The organism is Micromonospora sonneratiae (assembly GCF_042679305.1).
GTDB classification, from domain to species: domain Bacteria; phylum Actinomycetota; class Actinomycetes; order Mycobacteriales; family Micromonosporaceae; genus Micromonospora_H; species Micromonospora_H sonneratiae.
The window spans coordinates 124,399-142,868 of record NZ_JBHTMP010000009.1 but is presented as its reverse complement, the minus strand read 5'-3'; the positions used below and the strand labels follow the sequence as shown (position 1 = coordinate 142,868).

Below are 18,470 nucleotides of genomic sequence, written 5' to 3'. Positions count from 1 at the left end.
CAGACCGGCAGTTACGGGCAGGGCAGGATTGCCCTGCCCGTTCCATTGGAGGCGGGTGCGTCATGTGGACATTGAGTATCCAGGGATCGCAGAACAGCGGCCTTGAACCGGTGGACGTGGTCGTGCAGGCGAAACCGGATGCGACCGTACGCGACTTCGCCGAGGCGCTCGCTGGACATCTCGCCGTACGCCATCCGGAGATCACCCATGTCGCGCCGGTGACCGCCGGGGTGCCTTGGCCAGCCGGGCAGCTGCTGGCCCAGTGCGGTCTGCGCAATGGCGACCTGCTCAGTGTGACTCCGGTACCGCCCGGATGGGCGCACCTGCCGGGCCGGCCGTTGCGGTCCCGGGCGGTGCTGCGGGTGGTCTCCGGCCCAGGCACCGGCCGTACGGTCACCCTGGCTGGCGAGGCCGCCACGATAGGACGCGGACACGGCTGTACGGTCGCGATCGACGACGACACGGTCTCCCGGCAGCACGCACGTGTCCTGCTGTCGGGCCCGCAGCCAGTGGTGATCGACGAAGGGTCCGCCGCCGGTACGTTGATCGACGGCAGACCGGTGAATGTGCCGACCCCGGTGCCGTGGGGGTCGGCCATCACCCTGGGGGCAACGACGGTCGTCCTCGAGCCGGCCAGGGACGGTAGCGAGGCGGAGCGGGACAGCGGCGTGGTCCTGCGGCCACCCCGGTTCGGTGAGCCGCTGGCCGCCGAGACCATGGAGGTGCCTCCAGCGCCGACCAGGCAGCCTCGGCCGCATCTGCCCTGGGCGATGCTGCTGCTGCCGCTGGTGATGGGCGTGGGGCTCTTCTCCACCGGCTGGAACGTCGGTGCCCTGGCCCTCATCGTGGGCTGGCCGGCGGTGATGCTCCTCGACTACTGGTTGCAGCTGCGGCAGGCCGCCAAGGAGTTCGCCCAGGAGCTGGCCGTCTGGCGGGAGGACCTTGCTCAGCAGCTGGACCAACTGGATCGGCACGCGGACGCGCAACTCGAACGCGCCAGAATCGACTCCCCGGCCATCGACGATCTGCGCAGCCGGGTGCTCAGCCGGGCGGCCACGTTGTGGTGCCGGCAACCCGGTACGAACGACTTCCTGACCTGCCGGATCGGTCTCGGCCCGGTTCCGGCGCTGGTGACCGGAACCGTTGCCACGGGCGGTGACCGTACGGCGACCAGCGAAGCCCGGGCCGAGCTGGACCGGCGTCGCCTGTTGCTCGACAGCCCGGTGGCACACCGGCTCGGTGACTCCACCGTGACAGCGGTCACCGGCCCGGCCCAGGCGGTCGACGCTGTCGTCCGTGCCCTGCTCGTCCGGCTGTGCGCCGACCACTCACCGGTCGACGTGTCACTGGCGGCGGTACTCTCGCAGCGCCGGGCCTATCAGGAGACATGGTTGCGCTGGTTGCCGCATACCGTCCGACGGACCGGGGGAAGGTCGCCGGTGGCGATCGACGGCGTCGACGGACAGGCGCTGCTGGACGTGCTGGCGGCCGAGGACCACGGTCACGGCGTGACGATCTGCGTCATCGACGAAGCGGCCGGAGTGTCCCGACGTCGGATCGAGATGCTGGCGGCGGTCGCTGAGCAGCGCCGGCTTTACCTGATCTGGCTGGGTGCCAGCCCGACCTCGGTGCCGTCGTGCACCGACACCGTTCTAGACCTGACCGCCGCCATCCCCGCCGTCGCGGCGGTGGCGGCCACCGCGGTCGCCGGCCAGCCAGCGGTACGACCGGTGGCCTGCCTCGGCAGCCGGGACCGGGGCAGCGTGGCGGTCCTGTCCGAGGTGGACAAGCTCGACCTGGTGACCGCCTGGTTGCTGGCGCGGACGATGCATCCCTACACCGACGGGGTGGCGGTCCGCCCGGCAGAGACCGACCTGCCGGAACGCCTACGCCTGCCCGACCTGTCCGCCGACCTTGCCGACATCGACGATGCGGGGATGGTCCGCGAGCGCTGGGTGGCCAGTCGCGGTCTGCGGGCCCAGCTCGGACGCGGCATCGACGGGGTGGTCACCATCGACCTGCGCGAGGATGGGCCGCACGCCCTCATCGCCGGTACCACCGGTGCGGGGAAGAGCGAGTTGTTGCAGACCCTGCTCTGCTCGTTGGCGGTGAACAGTCCGCCGAGCCGGATCACGTTTCTGCTGGTCGACTACAAGGGCGGGGCGGCGTTCCGGGAATGTGCCCAGCTGCCGCACACCGTCGGATACATCACCGACCTCGACCGGGCCGAGGTGCAACGGGCGTTGGTGTCGCTGCACGCCGAGATCACCGCCCGCGAGGAACTGCTGGCCAGCTACGGCGTGAAGGATCTGGTCCAGATGGAGGCCGAACATCCGGGTGCGGCTCCGCCCAGCCTGCTCGTCTGCGTGGACGAGTTCGCGGCGCTGACCGCGGAGGTGCCGGAGTTCGTCGAGGGCATGGTCAACATCGCCCAGCGTGGCCGATCGCTCGGGGTGCACCTGTTCCTCGCCACCCAGCGACCGGCCGGGGTGGTGACCGCCAACATCCAGGCCAACACCGACCTACGGATCGCGCTGCGGGTGGCGTCACCGGACGACTCGAAGGACGTACTGGACCTGCCGGACGCCGCCGACATCTCCCGCCGTACGCCCGGCCGGGCCTTCCTGCGACGGATCGGCCACGGCACCACCGAGCTCGTCCAGGTGGCCTGGGTCGGGGCCCGTGAGGAGGTCGGCAACGTGGCGGAACCGGTCACCATCCGTCCGTTCGCCGCAACGACCTCGACGCCTGTGGTCGCCACGGGGCTGCTGAACCCGCGAACCGACCTGGACCGGCTGGTCGCCACGGTCACGACCGCGTTCACCTCGGCTGCCAGCAAGCGCCCGAAGCGCCCCTGGCTGCCGCCGTTGCAGACGGTGATTCCGCTGTCCGAACTGCAACGCACGCCGGTATCCGGGGCGGCGACCGGTTCGGTGCCGATCGGCATGGTGGACGAGCCGCGCCAGCAACGGCAGGCGACGTTGGTCGTCGACTATGCCCGGGTCGGGCACCTGCTGGTGTACGGGGCCTCCCGGGCCGGCAAGACGGAACTGCTCCGCGTGGTAGCGGTCGCGAGCGCCCTGGTGGACACCGCCGTACCGCCGCACGTGTACGGGATCGACTTCGCCGGTGGTGCGCTGTCCGGGCTACGCAACTGGCCGTCGGTTGCAACGGTGGTCGGCCAGTCCGAACTGCCCCGGGTGATGCGCCTGCTGCGCTGGTTGGACCGGACCGTACGGCAACGCAACGGTCTGCTGGCCGATCGAAACGTGCGGGATCTGGACCAGCTGCCCGAGGCCGACCGGCCGCCCCGGATACATGTGCTGATCGACAACCTGCCGGCGCTGCTCGGCGCACTGGAGGGCAACCGCATCCACCTGGAGCACGCCGAACTGCTCACCACGGTGTTGCAGGACGGCCGCCGGGCCGGGGTACACGTGACGGCCACCGCACCGAGCCGGGTCGCTCTGCCGACGGATGTCCAGTCCGCCTTCGCCATGCGACTGGTGCTGCGGATGAGCAGCGGCGACGACTACGACCTGCTCGGCGTGCCGGCCAACGTCCTGCACGCCGACAGCCCGCCCGGGCGTGGCCTGCTGGACCGGACGGAGGTCCAGATCGCCGTCGTCGATGCCGGCGTCGAAGGTAACGGGCCGGCGGTCCGGGCCCGGATGCAGGGGCAGCCGCCGGTGGACGTTCCCGCCATGCCCAGCCGGCTGTCGGTGCACGACCTGCCGGCTCCGGTGGGCGGCGGTGTGCCGTTGGCGGTCGATGCCAACCTCGTCGAGCCGGTGACCGCACCACTGCGCGGCAACGTACTGCTCGTCGCCGGGCGGCGGGGCAGCGGCCGTACGAGTGTGCTCAACGGAATCGCGGCACAGGCGAGGCGTTCCAGTGCCCCACCGGACCGGATCGTCATGGTCACGCCCGGCCGGCCGTTGCCGGAGGGCCGGGACAGCGGGTTCGTACCGACCGGGTCGGGCTGGTCGCTGTTGCTGATCGACGATGCGCACCTGCTGGAACGGGACGAGGCTGGCACGCTGTACGAACTCGTCAAGTACGTGGGCGAGGCGGTGGCGGCCGGGTGGGGTGTGGTCGTCGCCAGCGACAGCGACCACGCCCGGATCGAGGCCGGTGAGCTGGTGTCGCTGGCCCGGTCGAACCGTCGGGGAGTGCTGTTGCAGGCGGAGGCGGTCGACGACGGCCTGCTCGGCGCCGAGCTGCCGTTCGCCACGGTCGAGCCGCTGAGCGGGCGGGGTCGCGGTCTGTGGTGCTGGGACGGTCTGGCCCGGGTCGTACACGTGGTCACCGCCTGACGGAACCTGGTCACCGCCTGAGAGAACGTGGTCACCGCCTGAGAGAACGTGGTCACCGCCTGAGAGAACGTGGTCACCGCCTGAGAGAACGTGGTCACCGCCTGAGGAGAGGAAGACGCGTGGACGGTCGTAGGGGACCGAGTGACGGATAGCTGACAGTGGCACCGGCGACGACTCGGAGTTGTCGTACCTGGCCGGCAGACTGGGGATCCTCCTCTCACCCCCGGGAGCTGTGATGCACCGAGTCCGCTCGTACCGGCGTAGGGACGGCACCCGGGTCCGGGGCCACACCCGGAAGGATCCCCGACGCGGCTACGCCAGGGGTGGGCGTGACAACGGGTGGCTCCTCCTGGGCGGAGGCCTGGGCGCACTGGTGGCACTGGCGCTGATCGTCGAGTTCGTCCGACGGCATCCCTACTGGTCCGCCCTCATCGTGTTCGTCATCGTCGGACTGGGCGTCACCGTGCTCTGGCTCCTGAGGCGGATCCGGCTTCGGCAGGCCGCGGAGCGGGCCGAACTGGACCGGGTCATCGAGGCCACCGACACGATGACCGGTTCGGAGTTCGAACGGTGGTTCGCCCGGTTGCTGGCCCGGTCGGGATGTACCGCAGTGGAGGTCAAGGGCGGATCGGGGGATCGCGGGGCCGACATCGTCGCCCGTGCGCCGGATGGCCGGCGGGTGGTGGTGCAGTGCAAGCGGCACAAACCCGGCAACCGGGTGGGTAGCGCGGTGATCCAACGGTTCGCCGGCACCTGCTTCACCACCCACCGTGGCGAAATCTGCATGATCGTCACCAACGGTTCGTTCACCGCCGGGGACGGTCAGATACTGGCCCGGGAACTCGGCATCCAACTGGTCGATCGGACGGTGCTCGAAGTGTGGGCCCATGCCGGGGTGGCTCCGCCGCCGATCGCCCGACTCTGGCACCCGGCCCCGCCGACCTAGGGTCGGCGGGGCAGTCGGATCAGCTCACTGCGGATCCCGCCACCCGACGAGCTGCCCGTCACGACCGGCGAACGCGTCGTACACCCGCCGGGCCCACACGTACGCCATCGGCAGGTAGTCGAACTCGTACGCCGGTCCCATCCGGTCGGCCAGGTCGGCGAACTTGGCCAACTCGACCAGGGCGGCGACCGGCCGGGCGATCCGCCAGGCCTCCATCAGGGTGCCGGGCGACGCGATGTGCCGCCAACCGTCCAGATAGGCCACGACGTGTCGACGGGCCTCCGCCTCCGGTACGGAGTGCAGCCAGCCGGCGAGGTCGAACAGCGGATGGGACACGGCCGCGAAACTCCAGTCGAACAGCAGCGGGCCGTCGTCGCGACTGGCGGCGTTGTGCGGATGGAAGTCGCCGTGGATCAGGCTGAGCGGAAGGTCGAAGTCGTCCAACTCGGCGCACCGGTCCTGCAACCACATCCCGACCCTGGTCAGCTGCCGCTGCTCCAGCCCGCCGGAACGCTGCCACAGTTCGGCGCGACGCATCAGCGCAGGCACCCGGTCGGCAAGGTCGTCCAGGGTGACCTCGGGGCAGCCGAGCTGGCGTAGTCGCGCGGTCTGGTTGACGGTTCCGGCCTGGATCCGGGCCAGCGCCAGCAGGGCAGCGGCGGCGTCCCGTACCGGAGGTTGGGCGCCGAAGTCGGCGGTGAGCCACCAGCCGTCATCGGCCGACCGGGCCAGCACCTCGGGCACCGTACGCGGCCAGGTCGTCGCCAGATGCCCGATGAGCTGCGGCTCGTGCGCCAGGTGCGGCAACACCGCCTTCAGGAAGACCCGTCCCTCGGTGGTCGGGGCGCAGAGTACGGCGGAGGTGGTCCAGTGCCGGATCTGGGTCACCGGGCCGGTCCGCCGGACGTCCCGGTCGGCCAGCGTCGTGTCGATCCAGTCCACGGCGCGGCTGAACCAGCCGGGTCGGTACCAGGCCGGTCGCGTCGCGGGCCCGGTACGACCCAGCCAGTCGCGGACCGTCGCGCCGCCGAACGCCGTCGCGTCGAACCAGGCGTACCCACCGGTCGGGTCCCCGCCGACCGGCTCCGCCACGAACACCGTCGTGTCCAGCGGCTCGATCAGCGCCACGGTGAGACCGGTCTCGGCGGTGACCGCGGCCGGGAGTTGACTGCTCGGGGGTGGCCAACTGCTGGTCAGCCGGATCCGGGGTAGGACCGGGCCGGAACCGGCCGTCCGGCCGAGGATCCGGTCGGCGGCGGTGACGATCACTTCGATCTCGATCGGCCCGGCACCGTCGGCGTCGGCCGATCCTTGCCCGTCCACGGCTGGCACCGCACCGTTCACGGGGTTGGCCGCACCGTCCACGGCTGGCACCGCACCGTTCACGGGGTTGGCCGCTCCGGGCCCGGGGGCGGTCACGACCGGCCTCCGGAGGCGGCGCCACTGGACACCAGCGTCCGCGACTCACCGTCCGGTTCGGCGGGCCGGGCAGCGCGTCGGTCCGCCAGCGACTGCACCCCGACGAGGTCGTCCGGTAGGGCGTCAGGGGTCGCCGTGTCGAAGTGGGCGACCGCAGGAATCCGCGAGGCGACGCCGACGAGGATGGCGATGGCCAGTCCGGCGAGGATGTAGACGAATCCGATGCCCCGACCCTCGCCGACGCCGATGACCCTGCCGACGGTGGAGGCCAGCGCGCCACCGGGCATCAGCATCGGCTCGAACAGCGCAGCCGCACTCGGGGCCAGCACGGCGAAGCCCAGCGGCAGGGTCGACCACGAGATCATCTGGTTGAGCGCCGCCGCCCGGCCGTGGTAGCGCTGCGGGATCTTGATCTGCACGATCGCCCGGTAGATGCCGGTGCTCAGGGTCAGCCCGGCCGCGATACCGCTGGCCCCGGCCGCCACCGTCCCCAGTTGCGGACGGAGACCGACCAGGATGCAGGAGAGAGCGATCATGAAAATCGCCAGCAGCACACCGCGCATCGGCCGGCGGGCCGGACCACCCCAGATCGCCACCACCATGCCGGCCACGGTGGCGCCCACGCCACTGAGCACCGAGACGGTGGCCGCTTCGTTCAGGCCGCCGAACGACAGCACCAGCGGGTTGGTCAGGATCAGCGCCGGTGCCAGGAAGATGTTCATCACCAGGAAGAAGATCAGCATCGCCCGGAAGTTGCGGTGCCCCCAGGAGAACCGGAACCCGTTGGCGATCTCGGCCAGCATCGTCTCCCGCCGGTGCCAGCCCATCATCGCCGGCCAGCGGATGAGGGCGGTGACCCCGATGGCGAAGGTGTAGCTGACGATGTCCAGGATCAGGATGCCGTCCAGGCCGATGCTGTGCAGGACACTCGCGGCGACCAACGGTACGAGCAGTGTGCCGAAGCTGTTGACCAACTCGACCACGCCGATGGCGTGCCGCAGGTAGTGCTTGGGTACGAGTTGCGGCACGGACGCGACGTACGCCAGGCGTTGGAACGCCGCCGCCACCGACAGCGCGACCATCAGGCCGTACAGATGCCAGAGTTGCAGCGTGTCGGTCCAGAGCAGGGTGCCGAGCCCGAGCTGGATGGTGAAGGCGGCGGTGCTGGCGCCGAGCAGCACCAGTTTCCGGTTGGCCCGGTCCACCACGGCACCGGCCAGCGGTGCCACGACCAGACCCGGCAACAGGCCCAGGGTGATGAACAGGGCGAGCTGGGCGACCGAACCGTAGGTCAGGTAGATCCAGATCGGGATCGCCCAGGAGGTGAACGTCGAACCGATCAGGGAGACCAGTTGGCCACCGGCGACCCCGAGGAACCGGCGCATGCTCGGTATGGCCGCGCGGCGTCGCCGGCTCCCGGTCGACGGGTCGGCGGGGTCGTCACCGTCGCCACGGTGTATGCCGTGCAGCCACCACGGGCTGTCCTCACCCCTTGCCGTCCGGGTGAGAACCGCGCCGTCGTCCTCGTCCAGCACCCGGTGGGTGTTGGTGACGATCTCGGCCAGTTCGGTGGCCCGGTAGCGGTTGAAGTAGTGACCGCCCTCGTCGAGCACCACCAGGGCGCAGGTGTCGGAGAGGAAGTCCCACTCGCGGTAACGCTCCTCGTAGTGGTCGGTGGCCGGGTCCTGCTCGCCGATGACCGAGATGACCGGAGCGTTGATCCTGGCGATCCGCCGGTCGAGCAGTCCGCCGTAGTAGTCCTCCGCGCTACGGGTGTCGTGGCGCATGTTGCGGATGATCCGGTTGACCTCGTCGAGGCCGAGTTCCTCGATGTCCACCCCCCGCCCGATCAGGCGGTTGATGAAGGTGCGATTGCTGCGTAGCGACTCCATCTCGGCGAACCGCGACAACCCGCTCAGGATGCCCTTGGGGCGGGCGAACGGGAAGATTCCGCCGATGTAGACGGCCACCAGGTCCCGGCCAGCCTGCTCCAGTCGTCGGGCCGTCTCCACCACGGTCGCGCTGCCGATGCCGCAGTGGCCGTAGAGCACCAGCGGACCGTGCACGTCGCGGAGGATCTCGGCGACGACACCGTCGACCAGGGCGTCGAACTCCATGGTGTCCTGTGAGCCGCCGGCCTCCTCGTTGTGGATGGCCACCGAGTACAGCCGGTGCCCGGCCGGCATCGCCTCGGAGAGCGCCTGGTAGACGGCGGCGCTGCCGCCGCCGTACGGCACGCAGACCAGGGACAGCACGTGCTTGTCGTCCGGCACCGGTCGGGTCATCTCGTGCAGCAGCCGGGCCGTACGTTCGGCGTCGGCCGGCTCGTCGAGCAGCCGGGCGAGTTCCCGGACGGTACGGCAGCGGAACAGGTCCATCAGGGAGACCGAGCCACCGCTGCCGCCGGTGTCGATGCTGTTGCGGATCCGGGTGACGACCCGGGTGGCCAGCAGGGAGTGTCCACCGATGTTGAAGAAGTCGTCGTCGATGCCGACCCGTTCGACGTTCAGCAGTTCGGCCCAGATCCCGGCGATGAGGCGTTCGTGCTCGGTACGTGGCTCGGCGAACTCCTGCTCCGACTGCGCGGTCACGTCCGGATCCGGCAGCGCACGGTGGTCCAGCTTGCCGTTCGGGGTCAGCGGAAACGCGTCGAGGAGTACGAACGCCGCCGGCACCATGTAGTCGGCCAGGCTCTGCGCGACGTGGTCCCGCAGCTGGCCCGGCGTCGGCCGGGAGTCGGCGTCGGCCGGTACGACGTAGGCGACCAGTCGCCGTTCACCGCCGGCGTCCTCGTTGACCAGCACCGCTGCGGAACGTACCTCGGGATTGCGGTGCAGCGCGGCCTCGATCTCGCCGAGTTCGATCCGGTATCCCCGGATCTTGACCTGCCGGTCCACCCGGCCCAGGTATTCCAGCGTCCCGTCGGCCAGCCAACGGACCCGGTCCCCGGTCCGGTACATCCGCGCGCCGGCCTCGCCGCTGAACGGCTCCGGCAGGAACCGCTCAGCGGTCAGCGACGCCCGGTTGAGGTAACCCCGGGCGAGACCGGCACCGGCGACGTACAGCTCGCCGGGCACCCCGGGCGGTACCGGGTTGAGGTGCCGGTCCAGCACGTACGCCCGCAGGTCGTCCAGTTGCCGGCCGATCGGCGAGGACACCTTCCGGCGTATGTCCGCTCGACGGATCCGCCCGGCGGTGACGTGCACCGTCGTCTCGGTGATGCCGTACATGTTGACCAGGGCGGGCTTCTGGTCGCCGTACTGGCTCATCCAGTGCCGTAGGTCGCGCAGGTGGAGCGCGTCGCCGCCGAAGACGATGGTCCGCACGTCCAGGTCGGCGAAGGACCGGTCGGTCTCGGTGAGCGTGGCCCGCAGCCCCCGGAACGCCGCCGGGGTCTGGTTGAGTACGGTCACCCGCTGCTGGGCCAGGACGTCCAGCAGCCGTTCCTGGTCGCGGATGGCGTCGGTGGGCACGATGACGAGCCGACCGCCGTACGCCAACGCGCCCCAGACCTCCCAGACGGAGAAGTCGAAGGCGTACGAGTGCAGCATCGCCCAGACGTCGTTCTCGTCGAAGTCGAAGTGCTCCTCGGTCGCGGTCAGCAGGCGTACCACCTGGCGGTGCTCGACCAGGACGCCCTTGGGCAGGCCGGTCGAGCCGGAGGTGTAGATGACGTAGGCCAGGTTGCCGGGGGTGACCGGCACCCCGGTCACGTTGTCGGCCGACGGTTCGGGATCGTCCCGGTCGTCGTCCACGCAGATCACCTGGCCCGAGTGGTCGGGCAGCCCGTCGCGCGACTCCCGGTCGGTGATCAGGATCGACGCCCCGGTGTCGGCGAGGATGAACTCCAGCCGCTCCCGGGGGTAGGCCAGGTTGAGCGGTACGTAGGCACCGCCGGCCTTGAGGACACCGAGGATCGCCTCGACGGTCGCCGTGCTCGGTTGTAGGTGCAGGGCGACCAGCGTGTCCGGTCCCACCCCGAGTCGGCGGAGCCGGCGGGCCAGCCGCTCGGCCCTACGGTCGAGTTCGGCGTAGCTGACCTCGGTGTCGCCGTACACCAGCGCGGTGGCGTCCGGACGGCGGGCCACCTGCGCCTCGAAGAGCGAATGCAGGGTCCGCTCGACCGGGTGGTGCGCGGTGTGCGCCGACCACTGGCCGACCACCTGCGCCCGGTCCTCGTCGGTGAGCAGGGCGAGACTGCGCAGCGGGGTGTCGGCCCGGGCGGTCACCGTCCGCAGCAGCTGCGTGAAGTGGCGACCCATCCGCTCGACCGTCGTACCGTCGAAGAGCCCGGTGTTGTAGGTGAACTCGCACCACAGGCCGCCGGAGCGGGTCTCGACGGTGAGCAGTTCCAGGTCGAACCGGGTGGCGGACAGGTCGAGGATCTCCCAGCGGGCGGCCAGACCGTCGGTGTCGGCACCGGCGGCGTGGTCGCGCATCTGGTAGTTCTGTAGGGCGAAGGTGGCCTGGAACAGCGGGGGCCGGCTGATGTCGCGTTCCACCCCCAGCTCCGCCACCAGGTGTTCGAACTGGACCCGCTGGTGGGTGAGACCGTCCAGTACGGCCTGCCGGGTACGGGTGAGGAACTGTCCGAAGGACTCGTCGTCGTCCACCCGGGCCCGCATCGGCAGCATGTTGACGAACATGCCGACCAGGCCCTCCAACTCCGGATGGTCGCGTCCGGCGACCGGGGAGCCGACCGCGAAGTCGGTCTGCTCGCTGTACCGGGCCAGCAGGAGCTGGTACGTGGTCAGCAGCGTCATGTAGAGGGTCGCGTCGTGCCGGCGGGCCAGTTCCGTGACGGCGGCGGCGAGTTCGCCGTCGATCTCGAACTGGTGGGTCGCGCCGTCGAAGCGCTGGGTCGGTGGCCGGGGCCGGTCGGTGGGCAGCTCCAGGGCGGGTACGCCGTCGAGCTGACCGGTCCAGTAGTCCAGGCCCCGGTCGACGCCGGCCCGATGGCGCTGCCAGTGGGCGTAGTCGCTGTACTGCGTGGGCAGCGCGGGCCAGGCCGGTGCGGTCGAGTCCCGCCGGGCCCGGTAGGCGGTCAGCAGGTCACCGACCAGCACGTCGATGGACCAGCCGTCGCTGACGATGTGGTGCGTCTCCAGCGACAGCAGGTGGGCCCGGTCGCCGTACCGGATCAGCTGGGCACGGATCAGCGGGCCGTTGGTGAGGTCGAACGGCAGGCCCGCCTCGATCCGGGCCAGGTCCAGTGCCTGCCGCTGCCCCTGCGCCGGGTCGTCGGCGGTCACGCTGTCCAGCCGCAGCGGCACGGACAGGGTCTCGGCCACCACCACGGACGGCTGGCCGTCCTCGACGGGAGGGAAGCTCATCCGTAGGCTCTCGTGCCGCGCCGCCAGGTCGTCGAGCGCGCCCTGTAGCACGGTGGCGTCGACCGGACCCTCCAGCCAGACCGCCACCGAGACGTGGTAGGCGGCTCCGCCGGTGCCGAGCTGCTCCACGAACCACAGACGTTCCTGGGCGTACGACAGCATCCTGGGCGTGTCCGGTGGGCGGGGGCCGATCCGCGGTGCCAGGTTGGCCCGGGGCCGGAGCATCCGTTCGAGGAGCGCCTTCTTGGTGTCGGACAGCGGTGCTTCCCGGGTGGTCGAATCCGGGGCTGCGGACATTTGCGGTTACCTCTCCTGCGTGGCGAGTAGCTCGGCGGCCTCGTCCTCGGAAAGCTGGTCCAGTCGGGCGATCAGCAGCCGTTCGACCTCGGTGGCGAGTTCGGCCACCGTGGGATGGGCGAACAGCAGGTGGATCGGCAGGTCCAGGTCGACCGTGTCGGCCAGCCGGGCCATCACCCGACCGGCCAGCAGGGAGTGCCCGCCGAGGTCGAAGAAGCTGGTGTGTACGTCGACCGTCTCGACGTCGAGTACCTCGGCCCAGACGTCGGCGACCAGTTCCTCGGCGGTGGTACTGGCCGTCGTGGCGGCGGCCGGCGGGGTCTGCTCGGTCGGGGTGGGCAGGGCGGCGGTGTCCAGCTTGCCGCTGGGCAGCATCGGCAGTGCCTCGACCCCGATGATGGCGGCCGGGATCACGGCGGCCGGCAGGACCGAGCGCAGGGCCAGCCGCAGGTCGGTCGGTTCGGCCGGGTCGTCGTCGGCACCGACGACGTACGCCACCAGGCGTTTGTCACCCTGCCGGTCGGCGTGGACCACGACGGCCGCCTCGCGTACGCCCGGTTGGGCGTGCAGGGCCGCCTCGATCTCGCCGAGTTCCACCCGTACGCCGTTGACCTTCACCTGCCGGTCGAGTCGTTCCAGGAACTCCAGTGTTTCGTCCGGTCGCCAGCGGCACCGGTCCCCGGTGCGGTAGAGCCGGGAACCGGGTGGGCCGAACGGGTCCGGGACGAACGCCGCCGCCGTCTGTGCCGGTCGACGCAGATAGCCCCGGCCGAGCGGGACACCGCCGATGTGGAGATGCCCGGGTACGCCGACCGGGGTCGGTGCACCGTCGTCGTCGAGTACGTAGAACCGGGCACCGACCATCGGGCCACCGAGTGGGATCGGGCCGGTGACCCTGGTGTCCGGCGCGACCGGGTGCGAGGAGACCGCGATGGTGGCCTCGGTCGGTCCGTACAGGTTGTGCAGCGGCACCGGCAGGATGGCGTGCAGGGCGGCGGCGAGGTCCCCGGTGAGCTGCTCGCCGATGCACGTCACGTTGCGGACGTGCCGGCAGGTGTCCAGGCCGGGGTGGGACACCAGGTGCCGGAGCACGGTCGGTACGCAGGACAGGAGGGTGACCTCCTCCTGACGTGCCGTCTCGAACAGCTGGGTCGGGTTCAGCGCTCCGTCCGGCGGGGCGATCACCAGGGTCGCTCCGGCGACCAGGCCCGGGTAGACCTCCTGCCCGAAGACGTCGAAGTTGGGGGAGGTGAGGACCAGGAGCCGGTCTGCGGCGGTGACGCCGATCTGGTCGACGAACCAGGTGGCGTGGGCGGCGAGGGCCCGGTGCTCGACCATCGCCCCCTTGGGCTGGCCGGTCGAGCCGGAGGTGTGGATGACGTAGGCCAGGGCGTGCGGGTGCGGGTGCGTGGCGATCGACTGCCCATCGGGGTTCTGCACGTCGTCGGTGCTGTCCGCGTGGACGACGGTGTAGTCACCGGGCGGCAGGGTCTCCCGCAGGGCTGCCGTGGTGACCACCACTGACGTTCCGGCGTCGGCCATCAGGTAGGCCAGCCGCTGCGGTGGTTGGGCGGGGTCCAGCGGGACGTACGCCGCGCCCGACTTGAGGACCGCCAGCATCGCGACCACCACCTCGGCGGAGCGCGGCAGGGCGATGCCGACGAGGTGCTCCGGCCCGGCACCGAGCGTACGCAGCCGCTGTGCCAGCAGATCGGTGCGTCGGTCGAGTTCGGCGTAGCTGATCGAGGTGCCGCCGTCGCGGATGGCGACCGCGTCGGGTCGACCGACGGCCTGACGGCGGAACAGTTCGACGATGCCGGGGCCGTCCTGCCCGGTCGGGCCGGTGGCCCAGTCCGTCACGACCAGCTGTCGTTCCGCTCCGGCCATGACGGGCAGCGCCGACAGCCGGGTGTCCGGGCTGGCCAGTGCGGTCTCCAGCAGATGCAGGTAACGCTGGACGATGCGTTCGGCGGTACGGGCGTCGAACAGGTCGCGGCGGTATTCCAGCCGTCCCTCGGTCTCGAGCAGCTCCAGCAGCAGCTCCTCGTGGGCCACCCCGTTGCTGGTGCTGAGGCCACCCACCTTGCCGAGGTAGTTGAAGCCGAGTTGGTAGAGCGGCTGGACACCGGGGGTCCGGGGTGGTGCCAGTGCCTCGACCAGCCGGGGGAGGGGGAGTTCCTGGTGTTCCCAGGCCGCCAGCATGGTGTCGCGGACCCGGTCGACGAGCTGGCCGAAGGTCGGATCGCCGGTCAGGTCGACCTTGAGGACCAGGGTGTTGACGAACATTCCGATCAGCGGTGTGAGTTCCGGCCGGTCACGCCCCCCGACCGGGAGTCCGATCAGCAGCGTCCGGTCGCCGCTGAGCCGGTGCAGCAGGGTCGCGTAGGCGGCCAGCAGCACCATCGCGGGACTCGCTCCCTGCCACAGGCCGAGCGCCGTACGCAGCTGCTCGGGCACCGGGAACACGATCTCGGCCCCGGGGCGCTGCGGATCCGTGGTCCGGGGGCGGTCGGTGGGCAGCCCGTGCACCGGTGGTGGGTCGGACAGCTGCTTCTGCCAGTAGGCCAGGTCCGCGTCGAGACCGCCATCCTTGATCTTCTGCTGTTGCCAGGCGGCGTAGTCGGCGTACTGGATGTCGAGCGGGGTCAGGCGGGGCGGCCGGCCCTCGATGGCAGCCTGGCACAGCTCGCGCAGCTCGGTGTCGAATATCGGCTGCGAGTTGCCGTCGAAGATCGTGTGATGGATGGCGATCCTGACCAGGGCCCGGTCCTCCGACCAGCGGACGAACCGGGCCCGCCACAGGGGAGCCTGGTCGAGTTGGAACGGCTCGGCGAGGTCGACCCGCTCGGCCTCGGTGAGCCGCTGGTGCCGTTCCTCCTCGGAGAGGTCGGACAGGTCCAGGTGGCGCAGCTCGATAGGTACCTCGGAGTGCACGACCTGGGTCAGCGTTCCGTCCTGCACCCGCAGTGTGGTGCGCAGCGGCTCGTGCCGTCGAACCAGTTCGGTGAGGGCGGAGCGGACGATGTCGGCGTCGACCGTCGGGGGGAGGTGGGACCTTCCGCGCAGGTTGTAGGCGGCGGCGTCGGTGCCGATCTGGCTGGCCAGCCAGATCCACTCCTGGGCGGAGGAAGCAGGGAAGGTGTACTCGCCGGATCCCTGCACCACTTTTCCTCCCCATGGTGGACCACCGGTGCCGGCGGCCTCGGTCGGTGGTGATGCTAGCCGTACATCCACCGTCGACCTTCAGTTAAACCTCCATATATAAATGCCTGACCGACCCTGGATCACTGGACGATCTCCGACTATGTCCACTTAGGACGCTTCTGCCGCCGGCCATCGGGTTGACCGGATTGTCGTAGCTGACCTGCATCGTCTCCACCGCGACCGTGGGTTGCGTCGGGCCGGCCACCCGCAGGTAGATCCGGGCGGCGATCCGGTCGACGTTGACCTGCTGGCCGTTGGCGGCGACCTGTACCTGCGGGATGGAGGTGATCACGCCACCGGCATGGTCCCCCGGGGTGGCGTTGGTCGGCACCGAGAGACGGAACGGGATGTCCAGGCGTTTGCCGGCGGGCACGGTGTAGCTGCGTTGGTCGAAGTGGACCCAGGTGCCGATGTCGGTGGCCAGTTGGCTGGCCGGCAGGAGGGCGAACGCGCCATCGCTGGTGGTGAAGCCGTCGGTGCCGCACACGGTGAAGGCCTGCGGGCGGTCGCTGCGGTTGCTGATGCCGACGTAGTCGGTGATCTGGCTGCCCGGTGTGAGGTTGTATACGAAGTGGTCGCGGCCGGTCGTCGGTCCGTTGGGACCCGAAGACCCGCGCGACTACAAGAACGCCTACCGGGACCGGCTCGACCAGATGCCGATCGACGAGCCGACCCGGGGCGAGCTGATCGACGAGGTGGTGCGGATGTACCGGCAGGCGTGTGCCGTACTCGGGGTTCCGCCACGTAGTACCTGACCGCTCCCGGTGGGCGCACCGGCCCACCGGGAGTCGTACGTCGGGCTACCGGCCGGGTCGGGTCAGCGGAGTGGCCGAACCGGACGGCGACGCCAGAGTGCGGCGACCGTGACGAGGCCGGCACCGGTGGCCAGCAGGATGCCACCCACCGTGGCGACCGAGGTCGTGGAACTGCCGGTGACCGGCAGGCCCGTGCAGGTCACCCGGTTGGTGATGGTGTAGCTCGTGCTCGGCTGGGTCAGCGTGGCGGTGTGCGGCACCGGCAGGTCGACCGGCTCGCCGTCGCGCCCGGTGATGCGCCTGCTGTCGATCCGGCAGTTCGGGTTCCGCAGGGTGGTCGACTCGTCGATGGTGGTGCTGGATCCGATCACGTAGCCGGAGCGGGGGCTGCCGAACTCCTGCTGCATCGGACCGGCGGAGCCGGGACCGGTGAGGGTCAGTCGGGCGGTGAAGCCGTCGGGCTGGTTGCCGTTCTCGTACGTGGTGCCGTCGATGATCCACCGCTTCTGTACGGTGATGGTGGCGGCCGGCAGTGGTCGGTTGTAGACGGTGCAGCTGACCGCTGCGGTGCTGGCCACGTCGATGGTGAAGCCGGGGCTACCGGCATCGCCGGTGTTGGTGACGGCCACCGGTGCGCCGTTCTCGAGGTTGACGCAGACCGCGTTGTTGCCGCCCGGGGTGACCAGGGTGTGACCGGTCTGCTGGGTCTCGGTGACGGTCACCTCCGCAGTCGGGGTCCCGGCGGGGTACTCCAGTTCGAACGCGACCGAACCGGTGCCGTCCGAGGTCGTCGGCTGGCTGTCGGGTAGTCCGCCGATGCCGGGGGTCGTCGTGGTGGCGGTGAACTCCCAACCCGGGCCGGCCGGGGTGGCGCCGGTGACGTCCTCACCGGTGTTGGTCGCCGGGACGATCTGCTTGACGACGGAGACGCCGCCGGTGCACCGGGTCAGGGCGAGTTCGCGCAACGCCTCCCCGGCCTGTGCGTAGTCGCTCGTCTGGTAGTAGTCGGCGGTGGCGGTGTTGCTGCCGTCGAAGGCGACGGGACCGGAGATGGCGGCCAGGTTGAGCGCCGTGATGCCGGTGACGCCGGCTCCCACCCCGACGGCCAGCACCCGGGTGCCCTCGGCCTTGACGGCGTTGGCCGAGAAGATACCGGTTTCGACGTCCCGGAAGTGGGTGTTCGAACCGTCACCCTGGAGCGGGTTGGCGCCGTAGCGGGTCGGGTTCCCGTCGGTGAGGACGACCAGCACCTCGTAGTGGGGTTGCGCCTGGGCCACCTGGAAGAGTCCCTGGTCCCAGTTGGTGCCGGGGGCGATCTGCCAGTTGGCGTACTGGGCCTTGAACGTGTCCGCTCCGGACTGGGTCGACACCGAGACCAGGTCGGGGTGGTTGGCGTCCGCCCCGGCACTGGGCGAGGTGGCGGAGAAGGAGAAGACGGCCATCCGGGACGGGGTGCCCACCAGCGAGTCGGCGAAGGTGTCGGCCGCTGCCTTGAGGTTGGGCAGGTTGCTGCCGACCGAGGCGGAGAGGTCCAGCAGCAACGCCACGTCCAGGCCACAGTTGCCGTCCAACGTCGGGTTGACCCGGGACTGCTGCCAGATGCCGATGGAGGAACTGCGCAGCACGTTGTCCGTACTGAACATGAAGTCGCTGGTGGAGGAGTACGTGTTGCCACCCTGTAGCGGCGGGGTCTGGAACTGGTACGGCGTGGCCTGCGAGCCGGAACCGCTGCCGGGGCCGGTCCGTAGCGCCGGGTTCATGAACCAGCCGGCCGGTACGGCGATCTGCTTGACGAACGGTTGCAGGTTCCGGTTCGCACCCTCGACCCCGGTGGCGGGGACGACGAAGTTGCAGTCCCCGTCCGCGTCGGAGGTACACAGCGCCCAGGTGCCGTTGATCGGTGTGGCGGCGTCGGCGGTGGCGAACAGGCCGAGTTGGACACCGGGCAGCGGGGAGACGTCGCTGTTCTGTGTACCCGTGCGGTCGGCACCGACCTTCACCGTAACCACGGAGGTGTCCGCGGTCGGTGGTGGCACGCTGGCTGTTGCTGCCGTCGCGCCGGTCAGTACGGCGGTGAGCCCGAGCAGGGACAGTGCACCGGCTGCCTGGATCCGCCTATGTCCCATGTCGATGCGCCGCATGCCGCCTCCCGCTGCTTCAGCCGTGAAATAGCTCTAAAAGCACTGGATCGGACGATACA

General features: G+C 70.4%; 8 protein-coding genes. 3 read left to right on the top strand and 5 right to left on the bottom strand.

Features of this window, described 5'->3' with window-relative positions:
- The first annotated feature begins 62 nt into the window (after nucleotides 1-62).
- Both ACFQ4H_RS08460 and ACFQ4H_RS08455 read left to right on the top strand, forming a co-directional pair.
- Nucleotides 63-4,316, top strand: coding sequence for an FtsK/SpoIIIE domain-containing protein (locus ACFQ4H_RS08460; RefSeq protein WP_377568948.1), 4,254 nt, complete (start codon nucleotides 63-65; stop codon nucleotides 4,314-4,316).
- 235 nt (nucleotides 4,317-4,551) lie between these two features.
- On the top strand, nucleotides 4,552-5,262 hold the full coding sequence (locus ACFQ4H_RS08455; RefSeq protein WP_377568945.1) for a restriction endonuclease: 711 nt from the start codon (nucleotides 4,552-4,554) through the stop codon (nucleotides 5,260-5,262).
- 24 nt (nucleotides 5,263-5,286) lie between these two features.
- Here ACFQ4H_RS08455 and ACFQ4H_RS08450 read toward each other — a convergent pair whose 3' ends face one another.
- The 4 genes from ACFQ4H_RS08450 to ACFQ4H_RS08435 all read right to left on the bottom strand — a co-directional run bounded on the left by ACFQ4H_RS08450 (nucleotide 5,287) and on the right by ACFQ4H_RS08435 (nucleotide 16,038).
- Nucleotides 5,287-6,681, bottom strand: a complete 1,395-nt coding sequence (locus ACFQ4H_RS08450) for a phosphotransferase family protein (protein ID WP_377568943.1) — start codon at nucleotides 6,679-6,681, stop codon at nucleotides 5,287-5,289.
- Nucleotides 6,678-12,311 (bottom strand): non-ribosomal peptide synthetase/MFS transporter, encoded by a 5,634-nt coding sequence (locus tag ACFQ4H_RS08445; protein ID WP_377568941.1) that lies wholly within the window; start codon nucleotides 12,309-12,311, stop codon nucleotides 6,678-6,680. The genes ACFQ4H_RS08450 and ACFQ4H_RS08445 overlap by 4 nt, the downstream gene beginning before the upstream one ends.
- A 6-nt stretch (nucleotides 12,312-12,317) precedes the next feature.
- Nucleotides 12,318-15,476: a non-ribosomal peptide synthetase gene (locus ACFQ4H_RS08440; RefSeq protein ID WP_377568938.1), complete on the bottom strand. Its 3,159-nt coding sequence runs from the start codon at nucleotides 15,474-15,476 to the stop codon at nucleotides 12,318-12,320.
- Between the two features lie 82 nt (nucleotides 15,477-15,558).
- On the bottom strand, nucleotides 15,559-16,038 hold the full coding sequence (locus ACFQ4H_RS08435) for a hypothetical protein (protein ID WP_377569022.1): 480 nt from the start codon (nucleotides 16,036-16,038) through the stop codon (nucleotides 15,559-15,561).
- 31 nt (nucleotides 16,039-16,069) lie between these two features.
- On the opposite strand from ACFQ4H_RS08435, the gene ACFQ4H_RS08430 reads away from it, so the two are divergent.
- Complete coding sequence (locus ACFQ4H_RS08430) at nucleotides 16,070-16,270, top strand: hypothetical protein (protein ID WP_377568936.1); 201 nt, start codon at nucleotides 16,070-16,072, stop codon at nucleotides 16,268-16,270.
- Nucleotides 16,271-16,332: 62 nt separating this feature from the next.
- On the opposite strand, the gene ACFQ4H_RS08425 is transcribed toward ACFQ4H_RS08430, so the two are convergent.
- A complete protein-coding gene (locus ACFQ4H_RS08425; protein WP_377568933.1) occupies nucleotides 16,333-18,411 on the bottom strand; it encodes a hypothetical protein in 2,079 nt (692 codons plus the stop codon).
- Nucleotides 18,412-18,470: the final 59 nt, after the last annotated feature.